The organism is Paraburkholderia sartisoli (assembly GCF_900107685.1).
Taxonomy (GTDB): domain Bacteria; phylum Pseudomonadota; class Gammaproteobacteria; order Burkholderiales; family Burkholderiaceae; genus Paraburkholderia; species Paraburkholderia sartisoli.
This window is the reverse complement of record NZ_FNRQ01000004.1, coordinates 100,759-115,841: the sequence shown is the minus strand read 5'-3', so window position 1 is coordinate 115,841 and position 15,083 is coordinate 100,759. Positions and strand designations below refer to the sequence as shown.

15 protein-coding genes are annotated in these 15,083 nt (G+C 63.8%); 9 read left to right on the top strand and 6 right to left on the bottom strand.

Annotated elements, in window-relative coordinates; all coding sequences use genetic code 11:
* Window positions 1-12: 12 nt before the first annotated feature.
* Window positions 13-1,194 (bottom strand): NO-inducible flavohemoprotein, encoded by a 1,182-nt coding sequence (gene hmpA, locus BLV45_RS14380; protein WP_090534098.1) that lies wholly within the window; start codon window positions 1,192-1,194, stop codon window positions 13-15.
* 140 nt (window positions 1,195-1,334) lie between these two features.
* On the opposite strand from hmpA, the gene norR reads away from it, so the two are divergent.
* Entirely contained in the window at window positions 1,335-2,924 is a 1,590-nt protein-coding gene (norR, locus tag BLV45_RS14375; RefSeq protein WP_090534096.1) for a nitric oxide reductase transcriptional regulator NorR, read from the top strand.
* Between the two features lie 51 nt (window positions 2,925-2,975).
* Here the strand turns inward: norR and BLV45_RS14370 are convergent, their stop codons facing one another.
* The gene (locus tag BLV45_RS14370) at window positions 2,976-3,413 is read right to left on the bottom strand and encodes a carboxymuconolactone decarboxylase family protein (RefSeq protein ID WP_090534094.1); all 438 of its coding nucleotides are present in this window, start codon (window positions 3,411-3,413) and stop codon (window positions 2,976-2,978) included.
* A 624-nt stretch (window positions 3,414-4,037) separates the two neighbouring features.
* On the opposite strand from BLV45_RS14370, the gene BLV45_RS14365 reads away from it, so the two are divergent.
* The 6 genes from BLV45_RS14365 to BLV45_RS14340 all read left to right on the top strand — a co-directional run bounded on the left by BLV45_RS14365 (window position 4,038) and on the right by BLV45_RS14340 (window position 9,171).
* Complete coding sequence (locus BLV45_RS14365) at window positions 4,038-4,649, top strand: c-type cytochrome (protein WP_245753307.1); 612 nt, start codon at window positions 4,038-4,040, stop codon at window positions 4,647-4,649.
* Between the two features lie 88 nt (window positions 4,650-4,737).
* A complete protein-coding gene (locus BLV45_RS14360; protein ID WP_245753306.1) occupies window positions 4,738-5,952 on the top strand; it encodes a c-type cytochrome in 1,215 nt (404 codons plus the stop codon).
* 38 nt (window positions 5,953-5,990) lie between these two features.
* Entirely contained in the window at window positions 5,991-6,167 is a 177-nt protein-coding gene (locus BLV45_RS27555) for a hypothetical protein (protein ID WP_090534668.1), read from the top strand.
* A gap of 10 nt (window positions 6,168-6,177) precedes the next feature.
* On the top strand, window positions 6,178-6,747 hold the full coding sequence (locus BLV45_RS14350; protein WP_090534087.1) for a cupredoxin domain-containing protein: 570 nt from the start codon (window positions 6,178-6,180) through the stop codon (window positions 6,745-6,747).
* Window positions 6,737-8,362: a b(o/a)3-type cytochrome-c oxidase subunit 1 gene (locus tag BLV45_RS14345; RefSeq protein ID WP_090534085.1), complete on the top strand. Its 1,626-nt coding sequence runs from the start codon at window positions 6,737-6,739 to the stop codon at window positions 8,360-8,362. The genes BLV45_RS14350 and BLV45_RS14345 overlap by 11 nt, the downstream gene beginning before the upstream one ends.
* Window positions 8,359-9,171, top strand: a complete 813-nt coding sequence (locus BLV45_RS14340) for a c-type cytochrome (protein ID WP_090534083.1) — start codon at window positions 8,359-8,361, stop codon at window positions 9,169-9,171. Before BLV45_RS14345 ends, BLV45_RS14340 begins: the two co-directional genes overlap by 4 nt.
* A gap of 95 nt (window positions 9,172-9,266) precedes the next feature.
* On the opposite strand, the gene BLV45_RS14335 is transcribed toward BLV45_RS14340, so the two are convergent.
* Window positions 9,267-11,723: a mechanosensitive ion channel family protein gene (locus BLV45_RS14335; RefSeq protein WP_090534081.1), complete on the bottom strand. Its 2,457-nt coding sequence runs from the start codon at window positions 11,721-11,723 to the stop codon at window positions 9,267-9,269.
* Window positions 11,724-11,864: 141 nt separating this feature from the next.
* Window positions 11,865-12,065: a hypothetical protein gene (locus BLV45_RS14330; protein ID WP_090534079.1), complete on the bottom strand. Its 201-nt coding sequence runs from the start codon at window positions 12,063-12,065 to the stop codon at window positions 11,865-11,867.
* A 157-nt stretch (window positions 12,066-12,222) separates the two neighbouring features.
* Here BLV45_RS14330 and BLV45_RS14325 point away from each other — a divergent pair, with 157 nt between their 5' ends.
* Window positions 12,223-13,008: a Fic family protein gene (locus tag BLV45_RS14325; protein ID WP_090534077.1), complete on the top strand. Its 786-nt coding sequence runs from the start codon at window positions 12,223-12,225 to the stop codon at window positions 13,006-13,008.
* 78 nt (window positions 13,009-13,086) lie between these two features.
* The gene (locus BLV45_RS14320; protein ID WP_407671015.1) at window positions 13,087-13,470 is read left to right on the top strand and encodes a cupin domain-containing protein; all 384 of its coding nucleotides are present in this window, start codon (window positions 13,087-13,089) and stop codon (window positions 13,468-13,470) included.
* An 18-nt stretch (window positions 13,471-13,488) separates the two neighbouring features.
* On the opposite strand, the gene BLV45_RS27550 is transcribed toward BLV45_RS14320, so the two are convergent.
* Both BLV45_RS27550 and BLV45_RS14315 read right to left on the bottom strand, forming a co-directional pair.
* On the bottom strand, window positions 13,489-13,659 hold the full coding sequence (locus BLV45_RS27550; protein ID WP_176954166.1) for a hypothetical protein: 171 nt from the start codon (window positions 13,657-13,659) through the stop codon (window positions 13,489-13,491).
* Window positions 13,656-15,017 carry an LLM class flavin-dependent oxidoreductase gene (locus BLV45_RS14315; RefSeq protein ID WP_090534073.1) on the bottom strand — a complete coding sequence of 454 codons (1,362 nt, stop codon included), beginning with the start codon at window positions 15,015-15,017 and terminating at the stop codon, window positions 13,656-13,658. Before BLV45_RS14315 ends, BLV45_RS27550 begins: the two co-directional genes overlap by 4 nt.
* Between the last annotated feature and the right edge of the window lie 66 nt (window positions 15,018-15,083).

The window sequence follows — 15,083 nt, the reverse complement described above, 5'->3', positions numbered from 1 at the left end:
ATTGAACAGGGCTTAGTCGAGTACCGATGCCGGGCCGAAGAATTCATAACGGCTCTGCGTTTCGGGCACGCCCAGTTCCTTCAGGTGCTTCTTGACCGCCTTCATGAAACCGACCGGCCCGAGGAAATACGCATCCACGTCGCGTGTTTCCGGCAACCATTCGTCCAGATGCTCCCGATCGAGCAACCCGTATGCGTGCGCTTCGGCGTCGCCCTGGCGTTGATGCTCGTAGCAGTAGAACGCGTTCAGTTGCGGATGGCTTTCGGCGAGATCGTCGATCCAGTCGCGAAACGCATGCACGCCGCCGTGACGCGCCGAGTGAATGAAATGCACCGGGCGATTCGTTTCGAGCGCGGCTTCGAGCATGGCGAGCGTCGGCGTGATGCCGACGCCGCCGCTGATCAGCACGAGCGGCTTGTCGTTGTGTTCGAGCCTGAAATCGCCGGAAGGCGCGAACAGTTCGATCGTGTCGCCTTCGTTGACGTTGTCGTGCAGATGGTTCGACACACGGCCACCCGGTTCGCGCTTCACGCTGATCCGGTATTCGTCCTTGCTCGATGCAGCGGACAGCGAATAGTTGCGGCGCAGCTCCTCGCCGTCGATGAACACCTGCATGCCGATGTACTGGCCCGGTTGAAACTCGAGCAGGTCGCCGCCGTCGGCCGGGCGGAAGTGGAACGACGTGATTTCCTCGCTTTCCCGCACCTTGCGCGCAATGCGGAACGCGCGCGCGCCGCGCCAGCCGCCCGGCGCCTTTTCTTTCCCGGCGTAAATGTTTTCTTCGAGACCGATCAGCAGATCAGCCAGTTGCTGATAGGCTGCTCCCCATGCTTCGATCACGGCGTCGGTTGCGATCTCGGGTCCGAGCACTTCGCGAATCGCGCGTAGCAGGCAGCCGCCAACGATCGGATAATGCTCAGGCAGGATCTGCAGCGAGACGTGCTTGTTGATGATCGTCGCGACGAGGCCGCCAAGCTGCTCCAGTTCGTCGATGTGGCGCGCGTACATCAGCACGCCGTTGGCCAGCGCGCGGGGCTGTGCGCCGCTTGCCTGGTGAGCCTGGTTGAAGAGCGGACGCACCGAGGGGTTCTCGCTCAGCAACATGTTGTAGAAATGCGTGGTCAGCGCCTCGCCGCCGCTTTCGAGAAGAGGGACGGTTGCCTTGATGATGGCGCGGTGTTCGGTTGAAAGCATCTGTGAATTCCTTTTCATGACAGTTGAAAGAGGAAAATCGCCCCGGGTGGCGGATTCCATCGTTCGCGCTTTTATATACACGTTTCATGCCAGATAAAAATTCCTTTAGAATCAGATGTCCTTGAATTGGTGTAGTTGATATGACACGAGTCGAAAAGACTACCGATGTAGTCACTCTGACTGTTCATGCGGTACTGGACGCACTGATTCCGCTCGTCGAGGACCTGTCGCGCGAGCTGCCCCCGGCCGAGCGTTTCCGGCGTCTGCTCGACACCTTGCGCACGCTCTTTCCCGGCGACGCCGCCGCGCTGTTGCGGCTCGAGGGCGACACGCTGGTGCCGCTCGCGATCAACGGCTTGAGCAGCGACACGCTGGGCCGGCGCTTTCGCGTGAGCGACCATCCGCGCTTCGCGCAACTGCTGTCGCAGCGCGAGCCCACCCGTTTTGCCGCCGATTCCGGCCTGCCCGATCCGTACGACGGTCTGGTGCAGGCGATCGAGGGCCATCTGGAAGTACACGACTGCCTCGGTTGCCCGCTGTATATCGACGGGCGCCTGTGGGGCCTCCTGACGCTCGACGCGCTCGATCCTTCCCAGTTCGACGCGCTCGATCTGCCTTCGCTGCAGGCGTTCCTGAGTCTCGCGGCGGCGACCGTCAGCGTGGTCGACCGCATCGACACGCTCGCGCGCAGTTCGGAGGAAGAGCGGGCGCGCGCCGAGGCGTACCGGCTGGCGAGCAGCGAGACGCGTCGCGAGATGATCGGCAGCAGCCCGCAGCACAAGCGCCTGATGAACGAGATCGCCTTGGTCGCCAACAGCGACCTGACGGTGCTGATCACGGGCGAGACGGGCGTCGGCAAGGAACTCGTCGCGAACGCCATCCACGGGCTGTCGCCGCGCGCCAGCAAGCCGATGATCAGCCTGAACTGCGCGGCGCTGCCCGACACGCTCGTCGAAAGCGAACTGTTCGGCCACGTGCGGGGGGCGTTTTCGGGCGCGTCGGCGGACCGTCGCGGCAAATTCGAACTCGCGGACGGCGGCACGCTTTTTCTCGACGAAGTGGGCGAACTGCCGCTCGGCGTGCAGGCGAAGCTGCTGCGCGTGCTGCAGAACGGGCAGATCCAGCGCATCGGGTCGGACAACGAACACAAGGTCGACGTGCGGCTGATCGCCGCGACCAATCGCGACCTCGCCGAGGAAGTGCGCGAAGGCCGCTTTCGCGCGGATTTCTATCATCGTCTGAGCGTGTACCCGTTGTGGGCGCCGCCGCTGCGCGAACGCGGGCGCGACGTGCTGCTGATCGCCGGCTTCTTTCTCGAAGAGAACCGTTCGCGGCTCGGGCTGTTGAGCCTGCGGCTTTCGAACGAGGCGCAGGCGGCGCTGCTCGCGTACACGTGGCCGGGCAACGTGCGCGAACTGGAGCATCTGATCGGGCGCAGCGCGCTCAAAGCGCTCTCGCGCCACGGACACCGTCCGCGCATTCTCACGCTGACGCAGGACGATCTGGCGTTGTCCGAAGCGCGGCACGCGCTGGCTTCGGCGGCGGGTACCGCGAATGGCGACGCCGTGGACGCGCCGGCGGATTTCCGCGCGGCCGTCGAAGGCTACGAGCGCACGCTCATCAGCGAGGCGCTCGTGCGCAACGATCGCAACTGGGCGTCAGCGGCACGTGAGCTTGGCCTCGATCGCGCAAACCTGAACCGGCTCGCAAAACGTCTCGGCTTGAAGTGAAGGGGGCGCGTGGCCGCACCGCTTCGCCGGCACGCACCATGCGTGGCCGGTTCAGGCCGGCGTTTTACGGAATCCGATTGCAAAGCGGTTCCACGTGTTGATCGCGTTGATGAGCAGCGTCAGGTCGACGATTTCCTCGTCGCTGAAGTGCGGGCGAACCGCTTCCCAGACGGCGTCCGGCACGTGATCCCGCGCCACGAGCGTGAGGGCTTCGGTCCATTCGAGCGCGGCACGTTCGCGGTCCGTGAAGAACGGCGTTTCGCGCCACACGACGACCGTTGCCAGACGGCGTTCGGTTTCGCCGCCCTTGCGTGCATCGGCGACGTGCATGTCGACGCAGTACGCACAGCCGTTGATCTGGGATGCGCGCAGACGCACCAGTTCGGCAAGCGATTTTTCGATACCCGATTTGCCGATGCGTTCTTCAAGCGCGAGGACTGCCTTGATGGCATGCGGATTGGCTGAATAAAAGTCGAGACGTGAAGTCATGGCGGTTTCCCCTGATCGGTTGATGTGCGCAGGATCGCGCGACAAAATCAAGATTAGGCGATGAAGTGGTTCTTAAAAATTACCAGTTTAATGTTTTTTCAGGTAACCAGTTTGTCGGAGGACCGCCGCACGCAAGGACGCGGAAAAACGCCAATGGTCATGCCGATGCAATAGTTAAAGGCCATAACACATTCAATCGAATATGGCTTGCAGACGAGCACGATTGTTGTTTTTTGCGTTGCCATCTTTTCCTGTCTCAAAAATATATCGCAAGATTGTTCCTGCTCAAATCGCCAGGTATCTGAATACGCACGCCTGAAAGCCGTTATGGTAATTTTCGCTTCAGTTTTCTATAACTCGTATAGCCGTACAGCAGCCTTAGAATGCGCCGGACCTTGATGATCGCCACGGGCGATACATCTTCCGGAGAAAAAAATTCGCGCATGACGGTATTAAGAGTTTCGCCGGGTTGCCGGCTGCCGTTTGCGCGACAGACCAATGCATCAGCAACCTGAGAGGGTCGAGGTGGTAAAACGGCGGACACTCATTGCGATCGCGCTTCTTGCGTGTTCGAGCCTGACGGCATTCGCCGCGGACGCGGCTTCCGGTCAGGCGCCCGACACGATGCACGCCCGGGTGCTCGCCTGCGCGGCCTGTCACGGCCAGCGCGGCGAGGGCACCGATAACGACTACTTCCCGCGTCTGTCCGGCAAGCCCGCCGGGTATCTGTACAACCAGCTGCTCGCATTCCGTGACGGCCGGCGCAAATATCCGCCGATGAACTATCTGCTCGCGTATCTCCCCGACCCGTATCTGCACAAGATCGCCGATTACTTCGCCGCTGAACGTCCGCCGTTCCCGCCGCCTTCCACGCCGACGGTCGACGAGGCAACGCTCGCGCTTGGGCAGACGCTCGTCACGCATGGCGATGCGTCGCGTCAGATTCCTGCCTGCGTCGCGTGCCATGGCGGCGCGCTGACCGGCATGGAACCGGCCATTCCGGGCCTGCTCGGGCTGCACGCGGATTACCTGAGCGCGCAGCTTGGCGCATGGCGTTACGGCACGCGCAGCACGGCCGCGCCCGATTGCATGAAGGTCGTCGCAACCCACCTGAGCGAGCGGGACATCACCGCCGTCGCCGCGTGGCTCGCTTCGCAGAAAGCACCGGCCGATCCGTCTCCGGTCGCCGCCGGTTCGCTCAAGATGCCGCTAGTTTGCGGCAGCGTCCCTCACTAACCGGAGAACTGGATTGCACGCTCTCCGATACGTCAGAACGCTCAAGACCTTCACGCGCCGCGCCGCGTGCGCCGTCGCGCTGTCCTCTCTGGCGGTGGCGGCTGCGCATGCACAGGGCGCCGCGTCGAAAGACAACGCCAGCCTCGTCGCGCGCGGCGAATATCTCGCCCGCGCAAGCGACTGCGTCGCGTGTCACACGATGCCGGCCGGCAAGCTCTTCGCCGGCACGCGGCCGATGGATACGCCGTTCGGCACGCTCTACACGCCGAACATCACGCCCGACAAGGAAACCGGCATCGGCTCATGGAGTGCCGACGACTTCTACCGGATGCTGCACGAAGGCAAGTCGAAGGACGGCACGATCCTCTATCCCGCGATGCCCTACGCGTCGTACACGCGCATGACGCGTGAGGACTCGGACGCGATGTACGCGTACCTGATGTCGGTGCCCGCCGTCCATCAGCCGAACCGTCCGCACACGCTGCGCTTTCCGTTCAACAAGCGCGAGCTGCTGCTGGGCTGGCGCACGCTGTATTTCCGTCAGGGCGAATACAAGGCCGATCCCACGCAGTCCGTCGAATGGAACCGGGGCGCGTATCTCGTCGACGGTCCGGGGCACTGCGCGATGTGCCACACCGCGATCAACGCGCTCGGCGGCAGCTCAGCCTCGAAGGCATTCGAAGGCGGCCTGATTCCGATGCAGAACTGGTACGCGCCGTCGCTCACGTCGAACCGGGAAGCGGGTCTCGGCGACTGGAGCATCGAGGAGATTTCCGATCTGCTGCAGACGGGCGTCTCGAAGCGCGGCGCGGTGTACGGGCCGATGGCCGAGGTCGTCTACGACAGCCTGCAATACATGTCGGACGAAGACATCCGCGCGATGGCCGTCTATCTGAAGAGCCTGCCGGCCCGCAGCGGCCAGAGCGCGAGCCCGCCGACAGTGGCGGTCACTGAGGAAAAGAACCGCCTGTATCCGCTCGGCAAGAAGATCTACGACGCGCAGTGCGCGCTCTGTCATGGTATCGACGGCAAGGGCAAGGTGCCGCATTTCCCGCCGCTCGCGCAGAACCAGTCGATCCTGATGACCTCGGCGGTGAACCCGGTTCGCATGGTGCTCAACGGCGGCTATCCGCCGGGCACGATGAAGAATCCGTCGCCGTATGGCATGCCGCCGTTCGCGCACACGCTGTCGGATGAAGAGGTGGCGGCTGTCGTCACGTACATCCGCACCGCGTGGGGCAATCACGGCACGCCGGTGAGCGGCAAGGAAGCGAACGCGTTGCGCACCGCGCCGCTTTATTGAGCGCATCGTCACAGCATTTTGAGCATATCGAGGAAAGCATGAGCGATTCCCCTTCCGGCCACGCGCGTAGCGCGGAGGACGAGGCCGTGGACAAGATCGTCGGCCGCGGCCCGAGCGGCGCGATTGCACTCGCGGGCATTGCCACGGCCATCGTCATCGGCCTGTGGTTTGCGTTCTATTTCATCGTGTTTCTGCCGCGCGGCGTGATCCAGTGAGGCACCTTGCATGGCAATGACTCCCGCTCCCCACAGTTCGTCATCGGAAGAAGTCGCCGCGCGCGTCGAGCGGCGCTGGGCGATGCTCGTCGTCGGCATCGTCACGGTGCTGGTCGCGATGGTGGTCTACACCGGCCTGCACTGGGCGATGATGCCGCCTTCGCGCGTCGAGACCATCGATCCGCGTTCGCTGCACGTATCCGGCGAATTCATCGAGAGCAATCTCGGCACCGCGAGCGAAGGCGACGGCTCGGTCACGGTGCGTCTCGTCGCGCAGCAGTATTCGTTCACGCCGCAATGCCTCGTGGTGCCGGCAAACACGCCCGTCACGTTCCGCGCCACCAGCGCGGATGTCATACACGGCCTTCTGATTACCCATACCAACATCAACTCGATGCTCGAACCCGGCTACGTCTCGACCTTCAGGACGACATTCGATCAACCCGGCGACCATCTGATGCCGTGCCATGAATACTGCGGCGTCGGGCACCAGGGCATGTGGGCGCACGTCAAGGTCGTGGACAAGACAACGTTCGCGCAGATGGCGGCCGGTTCGCGGAGGGTCAGCTGTGTTCAATAGCAAACGGGTCGTTCTCGCGCATTTCTGGCTGGCGTTCGCCGCGTTCGGCGTCGCGCTGCTGCTGGGCGCGTGGCAGATGTACGTGCGCAGTCCGCTGCATCCGTGGCTGCAAAATCCGGAGCATTACTACCGCTCGGTGACGGCCCACGGCTCCGCCATGGGCTATGTGTTCCCGACACTGATCGCGATGGGCTTCGGCTATGCCGTCTCCGAACTCGCGCTCAAGCGTCCGCTCGTCGGCCTGCGCTGGGCGTGGGCCGGTTTCTGGCTGGTGCTCGTCGGCGCCGTCACGGCGATGGTGCCGGTCGCGATGGGCCTCGCCTCGGTGCTGTACACGTTCTATCCGCCGATGATCGGCAACGCGTTCTACTACATCGGCGTCGTGCTCGTGGTGGTCGGCTCGTGGATCTGGGTCGCGCTGATGGGCATCAACATGCGCGCGTGGAAACGCGAGAATCCAGGCAAGCCGGTGCCGCTCGCGATGTTCGCCACCGTGGCCGGCGCGTATCTGTGGGGCTGGACCGCGGTGGGCGCCGCGCTCGAACTGCTGTTCCAGATCCTGCCCGTCGCACTTGGCTTCACGAACACGATCGACGCCGGTCTCGCGCGCGTGTTCTTCTCGTGGACGCTGCACGCGATCGTCTACTTCTGGCTGATGCCGGCGTATATCGCGTACTACACGATCATCCCGCGTGCGATCGGCGGGCGGCTCTACAGCGACTCGATGGCGCGCATCTCGTTCATCCTGTTCCTCGTGGTGTCGATGCCGATCGGCATTCACCATCTGTTCGCCGATCCGGAAGTCGGCTCGGGCTTCAAGTTCCTGCACTCGGTGTTCACGGCGCTCGTGGCCGTGCCGACGCTGCTCACGGTCTTCACGATCAGCGCGTCTGTCGAGATCGCGGCGCGGCTGCGCGGCGGCAAGGGCGCACTCGGCTGGCTGAAGGCGCTGCCGTGGGAGAACCCGATGATGCTGGCGGTGGCGTTCTCGTTCGTGATGCTCGGCTTCGGCGGGGCGGGTGGCATCATCAACATGAGCTACCAGATGGATTCGACGATCCACAACACGCAGTGGGTCACCGGTCACTTCCACCTGATCTTCGCGGGCGCGATCGTCATCATGTATTTCGTGATTGCCTACGACCTGTGGCCGCAGCTCACGGGTCGCGCGGTGACGAGCCTGAAGATGATGCGCGCGCAACTGTGGCTGTGGTTCATCGGCATGATGGTGCTGACGTTCCCGTGGCACTACGTCGGCATTCTCGGCATGCCGCGCCGCATGGCGTTCTACGATTACACGAATCCGGAGATCGCCGCGCAGGCGATCTGGGTGACGATGTCGGCGATTGGCGGGTTCATTCTCGTGATCTCCGCCATCCTGTTCTTCGTGATCCTGTACCAGACGCAGCGCGGTCCTCGCGTCACGCCGCCGGAATACCGCTTCAGCACCGCGGTGCATGAGCCGGTGAAACTGCCGCTTGCACTGAACGGCTTCAGCCTGTGGGTCACGCTGATGGTCGTGTTGACCGTGACCAACTACGGCTACCCGATCGGGCAGTTGCTGTCGCAGCCGCAGACATCCGTGCCGGCCGTGCCGGTGGGAGGACAGCGATGAACGACACAGGAAACGAACGCCTGTTCTCGCTGGGCAATCCGTGGTTCAGGATGAGCGTCGGCGCGACGATTGTTCTCGTCGTGTGCGGGGTGCTGATCGGGTTCGTGTGGCTGCCGTCCGCGCAGAAAGACCCGCAGTTCCAGGGTATCTGGAACGCGATCTGCAGCGCGGCGGGTGTGCCGCAGAAATGGTTCGCGGGCGGTGAGCCCGTCGAGTCGAAAGTGCGGACCAGCACTGTTGAAATCACGCCGCAACTGCTCGCGCATTCGGGCGCGCCTTCGATCGGCCGCGGTGCGACGCTCGCGATGCGCTGCACGATGTGTCACGGCGAGCGCGGCATGAGCGAAGCCAACTCGCCGAATCTCGCGGGGCAGTATGCCGTTGTGATCTACAAGGAGCTGCTCGATTTTCAGTCGGGTGCGCGGACCAATGCGGTGATGTCACCGATGGTCCGCAGTCTGGGCGATCAGGACATGCGCGATCTGGCGGCGTATTACGCTTCGCTGCCTCGCCCGGTTCTCGCGGGCACGAAGCCGAACCCGCCGATGCCTGAGATCGTCGCGAACGGCTCGCCGATGCGCAACATCGTGTCGTGTACCGCGTGTCACGGTGACGTCGACAACAAGGCGGGAGCCCCGTGGCTCGAGGGCATGCCGGCCGCGTATGTGAAGGCGCAGTTGCAGGCGTTCGCCTCGGGCGCGCGTCACAACGACATCAGCGAGCAGATGCGCAACGTCGCGCGCCAGATGACGCCGGCAGAAATGGACGCGGCTGCGACGTACTACGCCGGGGCAAGCCCGGTGCATTGAGCTTTTGACGGATCGGCGTCGCGCGTGAGGAGGTACACGACACGAACGCGCGACGATTACGCCTTCGAGCGCGATCCGTTCGATTCCCGGCTTCATCACGCGTCTTTGTTGTCGCTGGCGGTTTTCGAAGCCGGCGTACTCTTTGTTTCCTGAGTACTTGCAGCGGGTTTCGCGTCCGGCGCTGCGTTTGCGGTACCGGGCGTGCCGTCCATCTGCACGAGCAGGTTGCGGTTCGGATTCGCGATCTGGATGTCGCGCGCCTGGAACGTCGCGGCGATGCGCCGGTTGAATTCGCGCTGCACCGACCAGCGCGCCGTGTCGCGACACTGCATCTGGCCGGCGAGCGTGATAGCCGCGCCGTCGACCGCATCGACGCCCCAGAAGCTGAAGTCGGACAGGATGCCATTCCTGAACGCATCGTCGTTGCGCAACGCGGTGCCGATTTCCTTGAGCGTTTCGATCGCGCGGTCGACGTCCTGCCCGTACGCGATACTGACCCGTACCGCCGCGTTGCCGAGCCCGCGATTCGTGTTGTTGACGGTCGACACCGAACTGAACGGCACCGTATAGAGCGAGCCGTCGCCGCCGCGCAAACGCACCGTGCGGATCGACAGATACTCGACCGTGCCCGACACGCCCGCGAGCGTGACGAAATCGCCCACCTGCATCGCGTTTTCCATCAGCAGGAAAATGCCGGTGATGAAATCCTGCACGAGTTTTTGCGAGCCGAAGCCGAGCGCGACCCCGAAGATGCTCGCGCTCGCCAGCAGCGGCGCCGTGTTGACGCCAAGCTCGCTAAGCCCCGTCAACACGACGACGAGCGCGATCACGATGAAGAGCGCCGAGCGCAGCATCGGCAGCAACGTGCGCAGGCGCGCGGCGCGCACGAGGTCGCCGCCGGTCGTCCACTGGGCGAGCCGCCGTTCGATCGACACGTTCACCCATTCCCACACGACGAGCGCGACAAACACCGCAATCGAGACGGTCACGACGGCAGAGGCAAGGCGATGGCCGACCGTGCCGCGCGAGAAAAACTGCGCGACGTTCAGACCCCACACCTGCAGCAGCACCAGCGCGGTGATCACGATCAGCAGCGTCGACACCGTGCGCCGTGCGAGCGGGTAATAGCGTGAGGCGTGCTGTTGCGCGATCGATGCCTGCGCGTCTTCGTCGACATTGAACGCGCGCCCGAGCGCACCGATGACCAGGATCGACACGACGCGCGCGGCCACCAGCACGGCGAGCGAGATCGTGCCGAGATGCAGCAGCGCCTGATAGCCGTTGTGTACGTCGAGCGCCCAGACGAACCAGAGCGCCATCACGGCGAACACCGCAACGTAGGCCCAGCCGTCGGCGAGCCAGTCGCCGGCGATCTCCATCGACGGCATGCGTGCGACGCGCGCGCGAATCCGCGCGGCGACCGGCTGGCGGCATTGCAGGATCAGGATCGACACCATCACGTGTGCGATCAGCGCGACGGTTTTCAGCAGCGCGAGATGGGCGTCTTCGTTCATGCCGAGCTGCGAGGCGGTTTCAGCAAGACCCGCGCCGACGCCAACCACGCTGGCGATCGCGATCACCCACCGGTGTACGAGCGCGGCCCACGGGTCGCCCATGCGCCACAGACGCAGCGCGGGCGCGTCAGGCTGCAGGAAAAAGCCGCTGATGATCACCGCGCCGCGGCACGACACGTAGAGGTCGATCAGCGCGTCGAGCACGCGGCCGTCGGCGGTGTTGTCGTCGGTGAGGATCGACATCAGCACGGTCGCGACAATCATGAAGACGACAACCGGCAGCGCCTTGAAAATCGTATGGAGCAGGGCGCCTGGCAGACGGACCAGCAATGACCAGTGATGCGCCGCGTTGTGCGCCTGCTGGCTCGCGTCGGCCGGTGTGGACGTGTCCGGCAGCGGCGTCACGGATGACGTGAGCGCCGCGTCCTGTGGCTCCTGCTCCTGTTCTTTCTGTTTTGCTTCGCTGGCGCGTTTTGCGTGACGCGCGATGAGTGCTTCGCGGGGGCGACGCAGCAGGCGGTGCGCCAGCCATTCGAACGCGAGCGCGGGCACCAGCGCGACGAGCAACGCCAGGACGACGCGGCCGAGCAGCGCGCGACGGTCCGGGTTCACGAGCGCGTTGTGCCACCACGCGCGCACCGACGACACATCGAGCAAAGCCGCCACCGAATGACGCAGCGAAGCGCCGCCGTGCGCGAGCCAGTGCGCGCCCTGACGAGCGAGTTGCGAAGCGAGACCGTTGCGCTCGAACGCCGCGGGTACGCCGCTCGCCGCGGTGGCGCTGGATGCCGACGCAGGCGCCGATGCGGGTAGCGCGCTCAGTGCGCCAGCGGCGGCCACGGCGCGCAGCGTGTCCTCGATCTGGCTGCGCCGCGTGGGATCGTTCAGCACGTCGAGTGCCTGACGGGCTTCTTCGGGCGTGAGCCGCAGGGGCGCGGCGCTGCTCGCGCCCGTGGCCGGCGCGGCGGCGGGTGCCGACGCAGCGAGCGCGGAGAGCGCGAACATGAACAGAAGACAGGCGAGAAGGATTTTGCGCATAGGAGTCCGGTGGACATTAAAGACAGCGGCAGTCACAGGAGCAGTTTACGGGCCAGTACGCAGCCGCCATTCAAACCGACAGCGGGGCGCGTACACAAGTTCCGCGTTGGGTTTTGCCGGGGCCGCTCACGCAGCTTCGCGTTACCGTATCAGTTCGGCTCGCAGAAAGCGCGTGAATTCGAGTGTGGCTGCATCGCCGCCGTGTGCCGGCATATGGAGGTTGATCGCGATGCCGGGCCGTGCGGCACGGGGAATCTCGAGATCGGAGCGTACAGTCGATGCGGGCCACGCGGTAGTCGCCAGATCGGGGCGCACGAGCGTGATATCGAGGTTTTGGGTCATCCGGCTATTATATTTGCCAGGTGTAGCGCTTCGTCTTTCCTGGAACCAGGGCGACGGTTGGCGCGATTGACTACTTGCCGGTAGCACGGGATCAGGCAGAATTGCAGGCGAATGGGGATATATACTGACGGGCAACGAGTCTCACTTCGAGAAGCAAATGCCGAATCAAACTGTCGCGCTGCTCAGTACTGTCGACGCCGGCAAGGCGGCGCTCGACGCTGCGCGCCCGCTGCCTCCGAACACGGTTGCCTCGCTGCGCGAGAAGCTCATGCTGGAGTGGACGTATCACTCGAATGCAATCGAAGGCAACACGCTGACGCTGCGGGAAACGAAGGTGGTGCTCGAAGGCATCACGGTTGGCGGAAAGTCCCTTCGCGAGCACTTCGAGGCAACGAACCATCGTGACGCGATTCTCTATGTCGAGGACATTGTCTCGAAGGACGAGGCGCTGTCGGAGTGGCAGATTCGTGATATTCACGCGCTCGTGCTGAAAAACATCGACGCTGGCGAAGCTGGCCGGTATCGCCACGAGAACGTCGTGATCGCGGGTGCAAGCACGACCCCGCCGGACTTCCTGCATCTGCCGGCCGAAATGGCCGGGCTGATCGACTGGTACGGCCAGACCGCTCCGATGCATCCGGTCGAGCGCGCAGCGGAACTGCACACGCGATTCGTGAAGATCCATCCGTTCATCGATGGTAACGGGCGGACGGGACGGCTCCTGCTCAACTTCGAGTTGATGAAGGCGGGCTATCCGCCCGCGATCATCCGCAAGGAGGATCGGCTCGCTTACTACGACGCCCTCGACAAGGCCTGCGTGAGCAGTGACTACACCGACATCACGCGGCTGGTCGCGGAGTCGGTGCAGCGCTCGCTCGACACGTATCTCGACGTGCTTGGGTTGCGCCACGCTCCAGGGTTTATTCGATCGAACGAGCGTTGAAGCGTGTACCCCTGACGCTGCCACGCTCGCGTTGTGCGTGCTTCCGGCCGCTTCAATAGTTCCAACACGGAGAAAATGATGCGTGCGTTTGCTGAAACGGTTGACCTTGCAACAGCCTTCGATGCGGTCCATGAACACTGGTCGCCGAATGTCGTCGCGCAGGTCAACGACCAGTATGTGAAGGTCGCGAAGGTGCAGGGCGAGTTCGCGTGGCACAGCCATGCCGAAGAGGACGAACTCTTTTACGTCGTGCGCGGCCATCTCGACATCGAGTATGAAAACGGCCGCACGGTGAGTCTTGCACCTGGATCGCTGCACGTCGTGCCGCGCGGCGTGCTGCACAAGCCGGTGGCGCAGGAAGAGTGCTGGATCGTGCTCATCGAAACGGTGAGCACGAAACACACGGGCGACGTCGAAACGCCGTACACGAAGACACTCGCGCAGCAGCTCGGCCAGGCATGATCGCGCGCGGTGACAGCGTTACGCGTTGACGAACCAGCGCATCAACGCGGTGACCGCCAGCGCAAGACTCACGATCATGACGGCGCCGAAAGCGATTCCGAACAGATAGGCCTTCACCGCCTCGCGATCGTCGAGGCGGGCGTGCGCTTCCTGAAGCGCACGCTTCGTCGCACAGCAACTGTCGCTCAACCCGCAGCCTCCTCCTGACGCTGTTGCTGCGCATGCCGGTTTTGCGGGCGCGGCAGGCCCAGATTTTCGCGCAGCGTGCGTCCTTCGTATTCAGTGCGAAAAAGGCCGCGTCGCTGCAATTCCGGCACCACGAGCTCGGCGAAATCGGACAGCCCGCCCGGCAGCCACGGCGACATGATGTTGAAGCCGTCCGCGCCTTCTTCCTCGAACCATTGCTGCAACTGGTCCGCGATACTTTCGGGTGTGCCGACGACCTGCTGGTGTCCACGCGCGCCCGCGATGCGCAGATACAGGTCGCGGATCGTCAGGTTCTCGCGGCGTGCGAGATCGAACAGCAGGCGTTGCCGGCTCTTGCCGCCGTTGGTTTCCGGCAGATCCGGCAACGGACCGTCGACCGGATATGACGACAGGTCCACATCCCCCGACATGTTCGACAGCAGCGAAAGACCGACGGTCGGATGGATGAGGTCCTGAAGCGCGTCGAATTTGCGGCGCGCTTCGTCCTGCGTGCGGCCAACGACAGGAAAGATGCCCGGCATGATCTTCAGGTGATCGGCTTGCCGGCCGTATTTCGGCAACTGGCCCTTGATGTCGCGATAGAACGTCTGCGCTTCCTCGAGCGTCTGATGGGCGACGAAGATCACTTCGGCCGTTTGCGCCGCGAGTTCCCGGCCCGCGTCCGACGCGCCCGCCTGCACGACGACTGGCCAGCCCTGCGGCGAACGCGCGACGTTCAGCGGTCCGCGCACCTGGAAATGTTTGCCGCGATGATTCAGCACGTGCAGTTTTTCCGGATCGAAATAGACGCCGCTTTCCTTGTCGCGCAGGAACGCATCGTCTTCCCAGCTATCCCAGAGGCCCGCGACGACATCGTAGAACTCGTGCGCGCGTTCATAACGCAGCGCGTGGTCAGGATGCTTTTCGAAGCTGAAGTTAAGCGCTTCCGATTCCGTGCTCGACGTGACGAGGTTCCAGCCTGATCGTCCGCCACTCAGATGGTCGAGCGACGCGAACTTGCGCGCAAGGTTGTACGGCTCGTTGAAGGTCGTCGAGACGGTCGCGATCAGGCCGATGTTTTGTGTGACCACCGACAGCGCCGAGAGCAGCGTCAACGGTTCGAAATGATCGGCGCGCGCGGTGCGGGAGAGCGAAGCGAGGTTCGTGTCGCGCACGCTGACGCTGTCCGCGAAGAAGATCGTGTCGAACTTTGCCCGCTCGGCTATTTTCGCCACTTCGGCGTAGTGCGCGAAGTCGAGTCCGCCGGTCGCGTGCGCGTCCGGGTGCCGCCACGCTGCGATGTGGTGGCCTGTTTCCATCAGAAACGCGCCGAGTTTGATCTGCCGTTTGTTATTGCTCATCGTGTGCTCCGTGTGTCTTGTGTTGTTCGTTCGCGTGACGGGCGCAGCGCCGCCGGCGAGCCTGCT